The following is a 17,550-nucleotide window of genomic DNA, read 5'->3' on the forward strand; positions in this document are numbered from 1 at the left end:
ATTAAGTTTATTCTTGCTTGTATACTATTTATTCGTCCCTTAGACTATCTACCGGATTTGCTTTAGCGGCTTTAAATGTTTGATAGCTAACGGTGATCAGGGCAATGAATACAGCTGACAATCCGGCAAAAGCAAACATCCACCATTTTGGTTCGATATGGTAGGCAAAATTATCCAGCCACTTGTTCATTGCCATCCATGATAATGGTGTAGCGATACAGATCGCGATGACTAATAATCTGATAAAGTCAGAAGAAAGCAGCAGCACTAAATTGTATATGGAAGCACCAAGCACTTTGCGCACCCCGATTTCTTTGGTACGCTGTTGAGCCGTATAGGTCACCAATCCCAGTAAACCTAAGCAAGCAATAAAAAGAGCGAGGCTTGAAAAGGCTGTAAAGAGTCTTCTGAAGTTATAATCGGCTTCGTATTGACGGTTAAAATTATCGTCTAGGAAACTATATAGAAAGGGACGGTGAGGGACGAGTTCAGTCCATAATTTGCCAATTCGGTCGATTGTTTGCTGATTGATATTTTTTAGATTCACGGCCAGATAACGGCTGCTACTTGGTTCAAGTCGTAGTGCCAATGGCTCAATTTTGCGATGCAGGGATAGGTAATTGAAATCTTTTACAACGCCGATGACCGTGCCTTCTTTGCCCCACTGTCTAAATTGTTTTCCGATGATATCCTGTGGATTTGAATAGCCCCATAATTTGGCTGCTGATTCATTAATCACCAGTGAATGGGCGCTATCTGCTGGGAAATCGCGTGAGTAAGCTCTCCCCGCAGCCATCTTGATGCCCATATTGGGGATAAAGTCTATATCTATTTCATAGAGTGAGGGAGCGAAATTGGTCATTTTGCCGTCCGTTGACATAATCTCTGTTCCGGCATTTGGAAAAAATGTTCCCGGAACAGTGCGCGAAGCTGTCACCGACTGTACATCTTTATCTTTTGCGAGCGTATTTTTGATCGCCTCTAGGTTATTGTTGACTTTTTCATCGAAATTATAGTCTATGATTAGACGTTGTGCTTTTTGAAATCCAAGGTCTTGCTGTTGCAGTTGATTCAATTGGGAGAATACAATCACAGTACCTGCAATTAATGCAATAGAAAGACAGAATTGAAAGACGACGAGCCCCCGACGTAACAAAGTTCCGCCCTTACTGTTGCCAAACGTCCCCTTCAGAACTTTAATCGGTTTAAAATTTGCCAGGATCAATGCGGGGTAGCTGGCAGCTAATAGCCCGGTTATAAGTGTTACCAAAAAGAAAATCGTCCAGGTCGTGCCATTAAGGAGGGATGAATAACCAAACTGTTTACCGGAAAAAGCTTCCATAAAAGGGAGAAAGGCAATGACCAAAGCGATAGCCAATATACCGCCGATAAATACGAGTACCAGCGACTCAGACATAAACTGGAGAATCAGATTGCTTTTATTGGCACCAATGGCTTTTCGGACACCGACTTCCTTGGCACGCTCCATGGATCTGGACGTAGCAAGATTCATAAAATTGACACAGGCGATCAGCAGGATAAATCCACCTATGATCGCGAAAATATATAAATTTTGAAAGCTACCCGTTGTTCCCGGTTGGCGATCAGCAGTGGAGTGCATGTAGGCCTGAAGCATGGGCTCGAGGTGAAAACTGTATTTTGAATTGGCGTTTACTTGTACGGGGACATTTCGTTTGAGAAAGCCAGGTATCTTCTGATTGAATTTTGTAGGATCAAATTTTTTCGATGTCAAAAAGTAGGTGTAAAAATCTACATAGTCCCAGCCTTCTTTTTCGAAGACATCAGGTCTTGCTTTCCGGAAGGTACTCATAGATAACAGCGCATCGAAGGTAAAATGTGAGTTGGCAGGAACATCTTCCATTACAGCTGTTACGGTATACAGACCTGCATCAGCCCGACCTGCTGCTAATCCCCCTTCAATGGTTTTGCCAATGGGATTCTGGTCACCGAAATATTTTTTAGCTGTGCTTTCTGTCAATACAACAGAATATGCATTTTTTAATGCTGTATGTGGATCTCCGCCAAGGACTTTCCAGCTGAATACATCGAATGCCGTAGAATCCATGAAAAATACATTCTCTTCCTGGAATCTATTTTCTCCTTGTTTGAGTAGGATGGAGGTTTGGCCGGAGAACTGAACGATCTTCTCTATCTCCGGGAAGTCGGCTTTCAGGGCTTCTCCAACTGGAGCATTCCCCCAGATCTGATGTTGTTCTGTGCTGCCGACTTCTTTATAGTCATGTACGACGCGGAAAATACGGTCTTTGTTGATATGATATTTATCGTAAGAAAGTTCATTCTGTACATAAATAACAATTAATAAACAGCAAGCCAAGCCAATGGCGAGACCTACAATATTTATGGTGGCATAACCTCTATTCTTTAGAATATTGCGCCAGGCTATTTTAATATAATTTTGTATCATGATCGCTGTTTTTTATGAAAGTTTGGGGTTATCCTTTCTATCTTTTTCCGAGATATTATAACCTCCCGACATATCATTATTTTATTTATTCGTCTTTTAAACTATGTATCGGGTTGGCCAATGCTGCTTTGGCTGCTTGCAGGCTAATCGTAAATAAGGCAATGCTCAGTGATAATATACTACCTAGAATAAAGGTGAATACATTGAGATTAATTTTATACGCAAACGTCTGCAACCAGCTTATTGAAAGATAGTAGGCTATGGGTGCGGCAATGAGAATAGCAATAAATACGAGTATAACGAATTCTCGGCTTAATAACTTGACAATACCAAATACAGAGGCTCCCAGGACTTTGCGGATGCCAATTTCTTTGATTCTTATTTGGGCAGAATAGGTACTTAAAGCAAAAAGACCCAAAGCAGAAATGAAGATGGCAACTCCAGCGAAAAGGTTAAAAAGAAATGCTGTCCGATTTTCAGATTTATAGATTTTGTCAAATTGATCATCTATGAAATTATAACTGAATGGTCTTTCAGACGGAGTTGTATTATATATTTTTTCGATTGTCTTGATGGCTTCAGGAATATGATCTGCGTTTGATTTGATATACAATGTCCCTTTAAATTGACGTGTCCACAATACAATCGGTCCTACTTTTTCTTTCACGGATTTAAAGTTGAAATCCTTTAAGACACCGATTACTTTGCCCGGAACTTCATGTAGGCTCATTTGAGCGCCAATATATGGCGGTTTAAGTCCCATTTGTTTTGCTAAGGTTTCATTGATGATATAGCTGGACGAATCCGATGGAAGTCCTGTGAAGTTGGTGCCGGCGACAAATTTCATTCCCATGAGTGGAATAAAGTTTTGGTCGATGGTCGCACGCCCTACTATAGCTTGATTCTCTTTCGTTTTATTGGGCCAGTTAATGTCGCCAGTAGCATTGCCATAATCCATTATGGAATAAAATCCAGACAGTGAGGCCGCAGCTATGGATGTAGACTGTCTGAGTTCGGATATAATAGCGTCTGCATGTTTGATATGTTCATCTGAGAGCGGAACTGTAAATACTTGGTCTTTAGCATAACCTAAATCCATCTTACGCATATAGGAGAGCTGATTTCTGATGACAATCGTACAGATGATCAATATAATGGAAATGCTAAACTGGATAATGACCAATGCTCTCCTAAGTCTGTTTGTTCCGTCTTGCTGTGTTGACTGTCCTTTTAGCGATTGTACCGGTTGGAATGAAGCAAGATAGATCGCAGGATATATGCTCGAAAGGGCGAGTGTACCTAATAAAGTGCAAGTAAGGTAGATACAGATTTCGGGATTGCTAAGTGTAAAGGCCAAAGATTTTCCGGCCAACTCATTGTAACTTGGAATTAACAGTAAGATCAATAAAATAGCAAGGATAAGCGCTACGCTGAAGATGATAACAGATTCTATTACAAACTGAAAAAAAAGCTGCTTTTTGCTTGCTCCAATTACTTTTCGAATGCCGATCGTTTTAATTCTTTCCAATGAACGTGCCGTACTTAGATTAATATAGTTTACAGCTCCGATGATGAGCAGGAGAATTGCGATCACCGAAAAGATCTGTACAGTACGACGTGCGGTTTGGTTTCCTTCTGGACTAATGAGATGGATATCTTTTAAAGCAGCCAATCTATATTGTATGGTAACTTCTGTTTTCTGTGCTTTTTTATAGTAATCACTTATTTTTGCGGCAACCTGTGCTGGGTCTACATTTTTATTTATTTGAATGTAGTTGCTGAAATAAAAATTTCCCAAGTCTTCATCAATTGTTTTCCATTCACCATTCCCTCCGTTTTCAGTAAATCGTTTGGCATAAAAGGTGAGTGGAATAACTGCATCAAACCTGATGCTTGAGTTCTGTGGAATATCTTGTAGTATGGCACGGACGATAAAGGTGGTATTATTTTTTCGGATACTTTTGCCGATCGGACTTTCTTCGCCAAAGAGTTTTTTAGCAAGGTTTTGGGTAATTAGAATTGCCGCGAGATCCTGTTGAAAATTTTCGATGGATCCAGCATGTAAGGGAAAATTAAAAAGAGAGAAAAAGTTTTGATCTACATAGACCAGATCTATATCCGAATAAGTTTGCTTTTTTTTGTCATCCACTAATGTAGCACTCTCTTCTAGATTTACACGACTTGCATTTTTTACTTCAGGCAACTGTTGTGCAAACTTGAATAAGGGCGCCGGGGAGGTCGGCCAAACTTGTTCTTTATCATTGTTTTGTAGTATAGAATTGACCGTATAGATCTGTTCATAATCCTTATGAAAGGTATCAAAACTCTTTTCATCCTGCACCCACAAAATAATAAGCGTAGAGATTGCCAAACAAATTGCCAAGCCTACCATATTGATGATGCTGTAGAATTTCTTTTTGTTCAATTCCCGAACGGCCGTTATAATATAGTTTTTAATCATGCGGATTAGTTTTGAAATTTTAGACCCTATATTTTTGGTTATATCTGTTTGCTCTTTTTACTAAATAGAGATTGCAATGGGCTCATTATTGAGACCCATCACTTTCTCTGATCACTATTGAGCCTCTTTTATTCATCTCTTAAACTGTTGACTGGATTGGCACGTGCGGCCCGTAATGATTGAAAACTTAATGTCAAAAATGCTATCCCTATCGTGAGTATCGCAGGTATAAAAAACAACCACCATTGTATCTCAATTTTAAATGTAATATCCTGCAACCATTTGTGTATGACCCACCATGCAATTGGTGTTGATACCAAAATTGAAATAATAATCAGTTTGAGGTAATCTTTAGACAGTAGGCCAATGATGCCCGTAACGGAACTTCCCAATACTTTGCGGATTCCAATTTCTTTAGTACGTTGTACAGTTGTTATCGTGACTAAGCCGACGAGGCCAAGGCAGCTCAGCAATAAGGTGATTGCTGTTGCCAGATTGATAATCTTGGACAATCGCATATCCGTTTCGTAAAGTGATTTGATCTCTTGGTCATAAAAGCGATAGCTGAATTTTGCATGTGGATAAATGCTTTTCCATTCTTTTTCGAGGTTTGCCAAGGCAGTCGACCATTTTTTAGGATCATGGTCCAGACGGACATTGATGTGTCCCAGCGGACCTCTATTGGTTGAAACCTCCATCACAATAGGGTTAAACTGTTGATGAAGATCTTTGCTGTGGAAATTGGCTATAACACCTACAATTTTTACATTTTTGTCCCTGGAAATAACAGCTTGTCCGATTGCTTCGTCAACATTTTTATATCCCAGTTCGGTCATGGCTTTTTCGTTGATTATGATCCCCGAACTCGTATCAGACATCATTAATTTGCGGCCGGCAAGAAGTTTTATATCGTAGAGGTCAATGTAATCCTGATCAACATACTTGTATTGCATGATTCTATTTTTGATTTCCTCTTCGCCATATTTACGGATTCTATTTCCCCAATAACTATCATCCATAGGAAAATGTCCCAAGGAGACACGGGCGATTTCCGGATATTTGGATAAGGCCTGCTTAAATACAAATGGATCTGTTGTTGCTTTATCAGCAGCCCGATTGGGAATTGATACGGTGACAATAGCATCTTTAGTAAATCCCAGATCGCTCTTGAGCATATGTTTGATCTGAATGGTGATCACGAAAGTGCCAATAAGGAAAACCTGAGCGATAATAAACTGAAAAATAATCAGTCCTTTGCGGAGGTATACGCCTTTGTTTGAGTTATTGGATAAACTCTTTATTTTCATGACTTCGATCAATTTTACTTTGTTGATCAATATCGATGGATATACTCCAGCGAAGCATGTGATTAAGACAAGTAACCCAATGATGAACAACAACAGATTGAACTGATCGTTGTAGTTGTTGATGTCCGAAGGGATAAAATCGCTGAACAGTATTTCCATCATTCTTGTAAAAGGCCAGGAAAGCAAGAGTGCGAATAGTGCGACCAAAAAAGTCTCTGTTAAAAAGCTTCGGGTCAAATAGACTTCCCGCTCCCCCAGTGTTTTCCGTATACCAATGGATCGTGCGCGCATAGGCACCATCGCGGTACTTAGATTGATATAATTGATCGCAGCTAATACAAGTAGAAATGCGGCTATTCCGATAAGTCCATAGAGTACCTTGATGTTGCTGTGATTTTGTATAATTGGGTTAAAATGCAACTCAGTTAATGGTGAAAAACGGGTAGTTTGCTTATAGTTCTCTTTTTTATATTCTTCGCCATTCATCTGCACTAATTTTTGATCGATGGTATTGGCGAGATTTTTAAGATGATCGACAGATTTGACTTTGACAAATAACTGATAATAGTTCATCAGCATCAACCAATTGTTTAAATTCGGGTCCTGATTAGGTATTTTGATAAATTCCTTACCAATAAAAGTACTTGGATAACTTAAGTCTTCTACAATGCCAGATACAGTAAACTGTGTCGTATCATAAGAAATGGTCTTGCCTATAATATCCTGACTTTGCAGTTTTGGGAAATAGGCCTTCGCACGCGATTCGGTAAGAACGACTTCATTTTGGAGCTTGAAAAGCTGATGCGGACTTCCGGCAAGCCATTTATAGGGGACCATTTTAAAATAGTCGGCAGTCGTTGCAAAAATTTTTTCCTGTTCGGTAAACTCTGTGGGTGTTTCACTTTTGGAAGCTGGTGTTACGACTTCAAAATAACGATTATAATAAGGTACAACCAATTCGACATCTTCTGAGTTCTCTTTCAGGTAATAAGGAAGGGGAAATGGTACTGCGTCAAAATCTCCGCTTTCTTTTTCGCTTTGTGTATGCGAGAATACTTTGTATATCTGCTCTTTGTCTGGATGTTGTCGGTCAAAACTAAATTCATAATTGACAATACGAAAGATAAGCCAACAGGCGCTTATACCTATGGCTAGTCCCAATACATTTAGCAAAGTAAAAAGACGATGTCGCCAGAGTTGTCTAAATATCAATTTCATATTACTCATTACAATTCAGTTTTATTGGGTTTATTTTTTATAAAGTGCTTCTTTATTCATCTCTTAAACTATCTACTGGATTTGCACGGGCAGCACTGACGGATTGATAGCTCATGGCTAAAAATGCTACGCCAATAGTTACTATCGCCGGAAGGATAAACATCCACCAGCTGAGCTCTATTTTAAAAGCAAAGTCTGTTAGCCATTTGTCAATCGCCAACCAGGCAATCGGTGTAGCAATTAGGATCGAGATAACAATTAGTTTGATATAATCTTTTGATAACAGTAACACAATTCCGCTGACCGTACTTCCCAAAATTTTTCGGATACCGATCTCTTTTGTCCGTTGATGCGTCGTTAATGTCACTAAACCAATCAATCCCAAGCAGCTTAATAAAATGGTAATTGAGGTTGACAAATTGATTATTTTATAAAAGCGATAATCTTTCTCATAGAGTTCCTTGATCCGCTGATCATAAAATTGGTAGGTAAATGGTGCATTGGGATATACGTTTTTCCATTCGGTCTTGATGGATGCAATCGCCTGGTGCCATTTTTTAGGGTCTCCATTTAATTTGATATTAATATTCTGCAGCGTGCCCTTGTCTGTTGATATTTGCATAGCAAGGGGCTCTAATGGAGCGTGTAGATTAAAGTTGTGGAAATCGGCCAGTATGCCTACAATTGTGGTTGGACGATCGTTTACAGTTACGGTTTTTCCGAGTGCTTCCACCGGAGTTTTAAATCCAAACTTACTAATGGCTTTTTGATTAACCAGTATTCCTGATGTTGTATCCGAAAGTTTGAGAGCCCGGCCGGCCAGTAATTTCATTTTGAATACATCCAGGTAATTTTCTTCGATATATTTAAAAGGCATATTGACCAAGATCTGACCGGTATCGCTCTGCATCATGATATTATTTCCCCATTGATCGTTATTCATTGGGAGGTGGCCTAGCGAAACCTGGTCGATTTCAGGATATTTTTGAAGGAGCTCTTTCAACAGAAATGGACTTTTGCCGGAATCTTCCGCTTTTTTATACGGCAGTTTGAGGGTAATAACAGCATCATCCTGAAAGCCAACATCGCTATTTAAGGCATGTTGTAGCTGCAAACCCATGATCACTGTCAATACGACAAAAGCCTGGGCGATTACAAATTGAAAGACAATGAGGATCTTTCTGAGCGAAATACCACCAAACGAAATTTTGTCTGCTGCATGGATTTTGATGGCTTCTACGACATGTACCTTATTGATGAGGTAAGCTGGATACAGGCTGGAAATCAACGTGAGTAGGATAATAAGCCCCAATAGAAAGATAAAAACGGATAAACCATCAGAATAAGCATTTATATTTTCCGGGAGATATGAACTAAACGTAAGTTCAAATATTTTGACCAATGGCCAGGAAAATAATAGCCCAAATAGACAGGTAAAAAATGTTTCTTTGATAAAGGATAGTGTCAAGTGTCTGGGTTGTTCGCCCAATGTTTTCCGAATACCGATTTCCCGAGCCCGGGCCGGAACACGGGCGGTGGTCAGGTTGATGTAATTGATACTTGCCAGTATAAGGAGAAATACGGCTATACCTATCAATCCGAACAACACCTGCTTGTCACTTCCGTTCAAGATGAATTTATTGAAATGCAAGTCCGTCAGTGGTGCTAACTCATAACCGGCCGTTATATTGTACTGCTTAAATTCTTCGCCAGCCATCTCCTGAAACTTCTTGGTAGCTAGTTTAATTACTTGCGAAGGCATCCCATTTTCAGTTAATTTAATGTAAACATGGAAATTTGAACTTGAATTCTCCCAATTGTCTGCTTCCTGGGGATTGGGTTTTACACGGATAAATTCTTTACTGACAAAACTGCTCGGATAGTCTAAGTCGGCGACAATACCGGTTAATGTAAGAAGCTGATCATCGTATTGTATTGTTTTGCCAAGAAGAGATTTTGGATCTGCATCGGGGAAATATTGTTTTGCACGGGAGGCCGTCAGAATGGTTTCATTGTTGTTTTTGAGCGCCGTATTTGGATTACCAACGATCCATTTATAGGGAACAAGTTTGAAATAGTCCGTAGTAGCTGCGACAATTTTGTCCTGCTCATTGAACTCCAAGGTTTCATTGTCGGAACGCTTAACCTTGATGCTTTCAAATGATCGATTAGTGATCGGTGCAACCAATTCCAAGCCGGTCAGATCTTTCTTTAAATTAGCACCCAGATAAGCACCAAGAGGGTAGGGGGTCCCATCAAAACGGTGCATGTTTTCACCTTCCTTAAATGCCGAGTAAAGCTTGTAAATCCGTTCCTTGTCGGGATGATTCTGGTTAAAACTGAATTCGTAATTGACAATCCGAAATACAATCCAGCTTGCGCTGATCCCGATCGCTAGACCGATGATATTAAGAAAGGTAAACAGACGGTTACGTCCCCATTGTCTCAAAATTAATTTTATGCCTTTCATCGTTTTATACTTTAAACTCGTTTAATAGCTCTCGGCCCTTCATGGGTAAGCGCTTTTAGATTTTTAAGAACATTCCTTACCCTTAAAAGGATCAGCTGGCCCTGGCTAGGATCCTAATGATGTCGTTTCCATAATAACCTGACCATCCAGCATGCGGATGATACGATCCGAAAATTTGGCGTCATGTTCACTGTGGGTAACCATCACGATGGTTGTACCAGCTTCGTTCAGTTCGGTTAAGAGTTGCATCACTTCATTACCATTGTTGGAATCCAGGTTACCGGTAGGCTCATCGGCAAGAATTAATTTGGGATTATTGACGACAGCACGGGCAACGGCCACACGCTGTTGCTGTCCTCCGGAAAGCTGTTGGGGAAAGTGGTTGCGGCGGTGCATGATTTGCACTTTCTCCAGTACTTCTTCAACTCGTTTCTTACGTTCGGCTGCTGGGACATTGGTATAGACAAGAGGAAGTTCCACGTTTTCAAATACCGTCAGTTCATCAATCAGATTAAAACTCTGGAATACGAAACCTATATTGTGCTTACGTAGATCTGAACGGCCGCGTTCTTTAAATTTAGCAACCTCGATATCGTTAAACAGGTAGCTACCTTCATCCAGATCATCCAATAGTCCAATTATATTCAGTAAAGTTGATTTACCACAACCGGAAGGGCCCATCACTGCAACAAATTCGCCCTCTTTCACATGAATATTTAAATTGTTCAATGCGACAGTCTCTACTTCTTCCGTGCGGTAATACTTTTGAAGATTGGTTATTTTAATCATATTTTTTGCGCTCATGGTTTTATGTTTTGGGCCCTTGGCAACAGCTTTGGGCAGTTATTATTCTGTTTAAAAATATTCTTTATCGTGTTTATTTGTCTGTTTATTCGTCTCGGAGTGTTTTGGTCGGATTGGCAACTGCAGCTTTAAAGGCCTGTGAACTTATTGTCAATAAAGCTATTACTATTGCGGTTAGTCCGCTCAACACAAAAACTGTCCAGGAAATTGTGATATGATGCGCATAGTCTGCCAGCCATTTGTGCATAAAAATCCAGGCAATCGGGAATGCAATGATACAGGAGATACCTATCAGGATAATAAATTCGCGATTGAGCATCTGGATAAGCCCAGAGACTGACGCTCCGAGTACTTTGCGGATACTGATTTCCTTAGCGCGTTGTTCTGTGGCAAAGGCGGCTAAACCAAATAGTCCCAAGCACGAAATGATAATGGATATGATGGCAAATACGCTGGATAACTGTTGTATAAACAGTTCAGCCTGAAATTTGCTGTTGAAGGTTTCATCCAAGAATTTGTAATCGAAAGGAAATCCTGGATTATTTTTTACAATAATCTTCTCAATTTGCTGAATAGCTTGTGGAAGGTCAATCCCTGCTTTTGTCCGGATATTCAATAAGCCGCTCTCTCTGACCAAAGGAATAAATAACATCGGATCTGGATCGGCATATACGTTGTTATAAACAAAGTTTTTGACAACTCCGGCTATCGTGTAATTCTCTTCGCCGTAATTAAGGATACTACCTACGACATGACCATCTTTGCGGATTAATTTAGCAAGGGTTTCGTTAATAAGAACCGATGTGCTGTCTCCCAGTAAGTTGGTGTGAAAGTTTCTTCCATCAAACATTTTAAGATCTAATGCTGGTACTAAGCCTTCATCTGCGCGCAGCATGCCGATAAGAATACTCTTGTTGGGATCTTTTCCTTCCCAATTGAAACCAGAGGTATTATTGTAAATGTTGAGGATACTCACATCACTGACACCAACTTGCTCCACCAATCCTGTTGCTATGAGCTGGTTTTTGATTAAAGGAAGGTGTTTGGCCATGTCTCCTTGCAATGCGGTGGTCAAAACCTGACTCTTGTCAAATCCCAGGTCTTTATTTTTATTATGTTGTATCTGCTGATAAATGATAATGGTACAAATAATCAGTACAACTGATGCGGTATATTGTAAAACAACCAGTCCCTTACGGATAAGACTTCCGGTCCCAGCTTTCTGCTTTGCTCCTTTGATCGTAGATAGTGGTTTAAAAGCAGACAGGAAGAATGCAGGATAGCTTCCTGCAAATAGTCCGCAGATTAAAGTAATTATGATGACAAAGGCAAGATGTATCGGTTTGAATAAATCGACCTGAAGGTCTTGACCAATCATGGTATTAAATGGCCGAATACAAATATAGACGAATAAAATAGCGACCAAAGAGGAAATAGAGGCTAGTACCAACGATTCTGCAAGAAATTGTCCGATCAACGATTGACGACTTGCGCCAACAACTTTGCGCATACCGACCTCTTTTGCTCTTTTCTCGGATCTGGCTGTTGCGAGATTCATAAAATTGATACAGGCAATCAGCAAAACGATCCAAGCAATAATGCTGAACAGACGAATATTTTTTAAACTTCCTTCTATTTCATTTCCACTATTATCAAAACGGTTATGTGTAACCCATCTTTCCATTGGATAGAGTAAATTTTGTGAAAAAGTAACCTCACCATTGGTTCTGTTTTTGACATAGTTCATGAGCTGTTTGTTGATTTGATCAACGTTTGCATTGTCTTCAACCTGAATCAACGTCTGGATACCATTATTGTCCCATCTGGTCAGCCAGTCTTGGGTAGACTCAAATTTTTTGAAGGGAATTAACCATTGAAAATTATAACTGCTGTTTTTAGGGAGGTCTTTTGTAATAGCTGATACGATGTAAAGTTCTTTGTTATCAATCTTTACTGTCTTACCTAGGGCGGGTTGATTACCAAATAATTTTTTCGCACCAGATTCCGATAAAATGATGTTATCTACTTTGTCAAACGCAGTTTTACGATCTCCCTCCATAAATTCCAGGGAAAGTACATCTGTAATGGTCGCGTCAGCATATAGTCCATTTTGAAATAAATTGTTGTCACCGACAGAGAATAGCATTGGGCTATTCCATGTCATGCGTACAGCATGTTTAATGCCTGGAATCTCTTTTTCTATATTTTGTGCCAGGGGACCGGGGGTTGATTCGAACACAAAGGTTGCACCATCATAGGTCTGTTTCGACTTGACAATGTAGATATCCTTTTTGTTGGGAAAGTTATCGTTATAACTCAACTGATTTTCTACCCATAAAAAAATCAGTGCTGCCGCAGCAATGCCAATTGCTAACCCAAAAATATTGAGAAAGCTGTACCCTTTGGTTTTCCAAAGGTTGCGAAAGGCTGTTTTTATAAAGTTCTTTATCATTGTGGTATTGCGTAATTGGTGTTGCTTATTCAAATTTACCTCTTGATACTTAATTCCTGTACTTTATCATAGGTCTCGTAACTCGATACAACTACTTTGTCTCCGGGTTGCAATCCTTTGATCACTTCATAATATTCGGGGTTCTGTCTGCCCAGCTGTATGTCTACACGATACGCGGTGCTGCCATTTTTATCCAATTTGAAGATCCAGTTGCCCCCCGTTTGTTGATAAAATCCACCTTTGGCTAATAATAATGCTTTCGTTTCATCACTTAGGGCGAGACGTATCTGTAAAGTCTGTCCACGACGGATTCCTTTGGGCACTTCACTGATAAATTCCATATCGACCTGGAACCGGCCATTGGTTACCTGTGTGTATACCTTTTTAATACGAAGCTTGTAGGTTTTGTCACCGATGGAAAACTCACCCTGGAGGTCTGGGAAAATGCGGTTGATATAATGTTCGTCGATATCAGCACGTACTTTAAATCCGGTCAGTACGTCGATCTGTCCGAGACGCTCACCAGCATTTTTGTTCTGTCCGATTTCAGCATCAAAGGCTGTTAACTGACCGTCAACTGGTGCCCGGACAATCAGGTCACCAATTTTCCGTTTCATTAACTCCAATGCACTCTGTGTACGCTGGTAGGTCTGTCTGTCCTGATTCGTTTTTTGCGCGTTGGATATTTCGTCTTGTTTTAGAATCTGTTTGGTTAGATTGACCCGTTCCTTTTGGTAATTATATTCATTTTTTGATTTTTCAAATTCCTGTGATCCAATAGCCTTTTCCGAAAGTAATTTCTTGTTTAAGTTATAGATACGTTCGGCTTCTCTAAAAGCTTGCTCGACATCTGCCATCTGGTTACGGTTGTTAATAGATGCTTGTTGCGCATTGGTCTGAGCGATCTGCGACTGTGTCAAAAGGTTTAATACTTGAGTTTCCTGTTGAACCAATGTGAGTTCTTGATCTGTATTGGATAAACGCATAATTGGATCACCCTTTTTTAAGACAGTACCATCTTCAACAAATTTCTCCTCCACACGACCACCTACAGAAGCATCTAGATAAATGCTGCTGATTGGAAGCACTGTACCATTGATTGGAATGAATTCCTGAAAGTTACCATTTTTTATTTCGACAATAGAGATACGGTCCGCTTCTACATTTAGCTTGCTTTTGCCCGAGGTAAAGTAAAAACTAGCACCGATTAATCCAACGATGCCAGCAATCCCTACGATGGTCATGATGCGTTTGCTATTCCACTTCTTCTTTTCTAAAGGTCTGTCCATAATTTAATATCAATTTGCTATGTAACTATGAAAGCTGTGCCAATAATTTAACCTGTTGATTTTTAATTGTTTATTTTGTTTGTGCTGCTGATCGGTGTTCGATAGCGGACACTTCATGTACGATGGCGTACAACCTGGGAGTTATCTATGATTTTTACCGTTTATTTTTATTGTTTTTTAATAAGATTGTGTAGGTGTTCAATATCGGACAGTCGATTGTACGAACTTGGACATTGATGGATAGCGGCTTTGTATATGTTGTTGATAATCAGAAATTTTATTGTTTGGCATGGCGATGGTCTGCTTGGAAAACAAAAAAGTGGATATGAAGAGAATCTATATATATAGTACATTGTGTTTTTTACTGACTTATCTGAAAGTTGACGCACAGCAGACTGAACAAGGAACAGGGGAGAGGGATGCTTTAAAAATAGAAGCTGCCACTAACGGAGATAAGCAGGATACAAAACGCAGCTTGGCCGAATGTATCCAATTGGCGATAAAAGCCAATCCAACCTTATTACAAAATGAATTAGCTGTTAAACGTGCAGAGGTAAATCTTTCACAGGCCAAATCGAATCGATTGCCAAGTTTAAATGGTAATCTTGAACAAAAGCTAAATTCAGGTCGCTCGATTGATAATACTACGAATCAATTTATTACTAGAAACAATTCCACAGGTTATTTTGGTTTGGAAACCAATATACCTGTTTTTAATGGATTTCGTATATTGAACGATATCCGTATGAAAGCAGATGCGAAAAACGCGGGAAAACTTGAGTTTGATTCGCAAGTTAACGCGTTGAAACTGGATGTTATTACAGCTTATATTCAAGTGTTGACAGCACAAGATGTGTTGAAGCAATCGGAGATGCAAACAGAGGTAACGCGTGAGCAGGTACGTCGTGCTGAAGCGATGCAAAAAGAAGGTGCAATTAACCCAGGAGATTATTATGATCTGAAAGGGCAACTTGCTAACGATATTAATATGATCGAAAGCAATAAACAGATCCTTTATACGAATCGTGTAAAGCTAGCTGGTTTTTTAAATGTAGATGAGGCGCAATTGGGCGATTTGCAGGCATTGGAATTAAAAGCTGATGCACAAAAGATGGATCCTACAACACTTTATAACTTGGCAACGGAGAATCTTCCCAATATTCCGGCGCTGGATTGGAAAATTAAAGCGGCCGAGAAGAATATCAAGATAGCACAATCCTCCTATTGGCCTTCTTTATCGTTAAATGGTGGATTGAACTCAAATTATTCCAAAAATGGAATGGAAGGGGATTATTGGTATCAGATGCGAAATAATATTGGTAAGTATGTATCATTAAATCTTTCAATCCCCATTTTTAACAGATTTAAGGTTAGGAATGATGTTAAACTGGCTAAATTAGATTTGGAATCAAGCAAATTTCAACGCGAGATTGCGCTGAATAACTTGAGAGCTGAGACTGCAAATGCGGTTTTTAACCTGAAAAATGCGAGCAATACAATCACACAATTGCAGGAGCAGAACACAAACTTTGCCGAATCATTTCGCATTGCCAAAGTTGTATTCGAACTGGGGAACAGCAATTCAGTTATATTTTTAACGGCGAAGACCAAGTATGATAATAGCCAGATCCAATTGGTTGTCAAGCAGTATGAATGGTTGTTACAAAAATATATCAATGATTATTACGCAGGCTCGTTAAATTTATAGTTATCTTAGTGTCTGAAAGAAGCCAGGGAATATGAAAAAAGCATCTATTTTAGTTGTCGACGATGACCAAGATTTACTTACTGCAGCAAGGATTTTGCTAAAACCTAAAGTTAGCCATGTGCAAGTCGAACCTAATCCAGAAAACCTGATTGGGCATTTGGAAAAAATGCCTTATGACCTTGTGCTTCTGGATATGAATTTCAAAAGTACCATCAATACCGGAAATGAAGGATTATATTGGTTGTCCCGGATCAAGGAAAAGTTTCCCCAGATTCATGTGATTATGATTACAGCCTATGGGGCAGTAGACCTTGCTGTGAAATCGCTGAAACAGGGCGCCGCTGATTTTGTGGTCAAGCCCTGGGAAAACGAGCAGTTGCTGGCAACCATTGAAAGCGTGCTGGCCGAATCAAAAAATAGAGAGAAGAAAAATAAAAATTCGCTTTTACGTTCGAGCAATACGCTGGATCTGATCGGTAACTCCCCGGTTATGGACGAACTGCAATATAAGCTGGAGAAAATAGCTCCCACGGATGCCAATATCTTGATTTTGGGTGAAAATGGTACAGGTAAGGATTTGATTGCACAGGCGATTCAACGGCGCTCGTTACGCTCGGATCAGGTCTATGTGAAAGTTGATGTGGGAGCGCTGACAGAAACGTTATTTGAAAGTGAGCTTTTCGGCTATAAAAAAGGGGCGTTTACAGATGCTCGGGAGGATCGTCAGGGGCGTTTCGAAGCGGCAAATGGTGGGACTTTGTTTCTGGACGAAATCGGTAATATCTCCTTGCAGCAGCAGGCCAAACTATTGACTGTACTGCAAAACCGGCAGGTTACGCCGCTGGGTTCTTACCAACCTATCCCTGTGGATATACGACTCATCTCGGCGACAAATGTATCTCTGAAACACCTAGCTGACGAAAGCCGTTTTCGAAAGGATTTGATTTATCGGATCAATACCGTGGAGATTCAGGTACCACCTTTACGTGAAAGAGGAGAAGATATTAGATTATTGGCCATACATTTTCTGGATATCTATGCCAAAAAATATAATAAGCGGATCGAGGGGTTTGAACCTGATGCCATAAAAAAGCTTTTTGCTTACCATTTTCCGGGAAATGTTCGTGAGTTACAATATAGCATTGAACGGGCGGTCATTATGGCTGATCAGGTAAGCATTGCAGGAAATGATCTATTTTTCTCACCCATTGAACAACAGGCGGAGCAGGTCGTTGTTGAATCCGTATCCAGTAGCCAAAATCTGGAAGAATTGGAGCGGAAAGCCATCAAATCAGCCATCGAACGTTATAACGGCAATATCAGTAAAGCTGCAAAGGAATTGGGGCTAACGCGCGCCGCGCTCTATAGACGTCTGGAGAAATACGATATCTAGTC

At 39.9% G+C, this 17,550-nt stretch carries 9 protein-coding genes; 2 read left to right on the forward strand and 7 right to left on the reverse strand.

The annotated features are described in order from the left end of the window. Nucleotides 1-28: 28 nt before the first annotated feature. From D7322_RS21550 to D7322_RS21580, 7 genes are all read right to left on the reverse strand, one after another. Nucleotides 29-2,446 carry an ABC transporter permease gene (locus D7322_RS21550; protein WP_121126287.1) on the reverse strand — a complete coding sequence of 806 codons (2,418 nt, stop codon included), beginning with the start codon at nt 2,444-2,446 and terminating at the stop codon, nt 29-31. A gap of 85 nt (nt 2,447-2,531) precedes the next feature. After that, nucleotides 2,532-4,907 carry an ABC transporter permease gene (locus D7322_RS21555; protein ID WP_121126288.1) on the reverse strand — a complete coding sequence of 792 codons (2,376 nt, stop codon included), beginning with the start codon at nt 4,905-4,907 and terminating at the stop codon, nt 2,532-2,534. A gap of 128 nt (nt 4,908-5,035) precedes the next feature. Next, a complete protein-coding gene (locus D7322_RS21560; protein ID WP_121126289.1) occupies nt 5,036-7,441 on the reverse strand; it encodes an ABC transporter permease in 2,406 nt (801 codons plus the stop codon). A 43-nt stretch (nt 7,442-7,484) separates the two neighbouring features. Beyond that, nucleotides 7,485-9,902: an ABC transporter permease gene (locus tag D7322_RS21565; protein ID WP_121126290.1), complete on the reverse strand. Its 2,418-nt coding sequence runs from the start codon at nt 9,900-9,902 to the stop codon at nt 7,485-7,487. 105 nt (nt 9,903-10,007) lie between these two features. Next, entirely contained in the window at nt 10,008-10,691 is a 684-nt protein-coding gene (locus D7322_RS21570) for an ABC transporter ATP-binding protein (RefSeq protein WP_077438031.1), read from the reverse strand. 100 nt (nt 10,692-10,791) lie between these two features. Then, nucleotides 10,792-13,158 carry an ABC transporter permease gene (locus D7322_RS21575; protein WP_121126291.1) on the reverse strand — a complete coding sequence of 789 codons (2,367 nt, stop codon included), beginning with the start codon at nt 13,156-13,158 and terminating at the stop codon, nt 10,792-10,794. A 35-nt stretch (nt 13,159-13,193) separates the two neighbouring features. After that, on the reverse strand, nt 13,194-14,447 hold the full coding sequence (locus D7322_RS21580) for an efflux RND transporter periplasmic adaptor subunit (protein ID WP_121126292.1): 1,254 nt from the start codon (nt 14,445-14,447) through the stop codon (nt 13,194-13,196). Nucleotides 14,448-14,772: 325 nt separating this feature from the next. On the opposite strand from D7322_RS21580, the gene D7322_RS21585 reads away from it, so the two are divergent. Then, nucleotides 14,773-16,155 carry a TolC family protein gene (locus D7322_RS21585; protein WP_183078799.1) on the forward strand — a complete coding sequence of 461 codons (1,383 nt, stop codon included), beginning with the start codon at nt 14,773-14,775 and terminating at the stop codon, nt 16,153-16,155. A gap of 31 nt (nt 16,156-16,186) precedes the next feature. After that, nucleotides 16,187-17,548 (forward strand): sigma-54-dependent transcriptional regulator, encoded by a 1,362-nt coding sequence (locus tag D7322_RS21590; protein ID WP_121126294.1) that lies wholly within the window; start codon nt 16,187-16,189, stop codon nt 17,546-17,548. Nucleotides 17,549-17,550: the final 2 nt, after the last annotated feature.

This window comes from Sphingobacterium puteale (genome assembly GCF_003627955.1).
Lineage (GTDB): Bacteria > Bacteroidota > Bacteroidia > Sphingobacteriales > Sphingobacteriaceae > Sphingobacterium > Sphingobacterium puteale.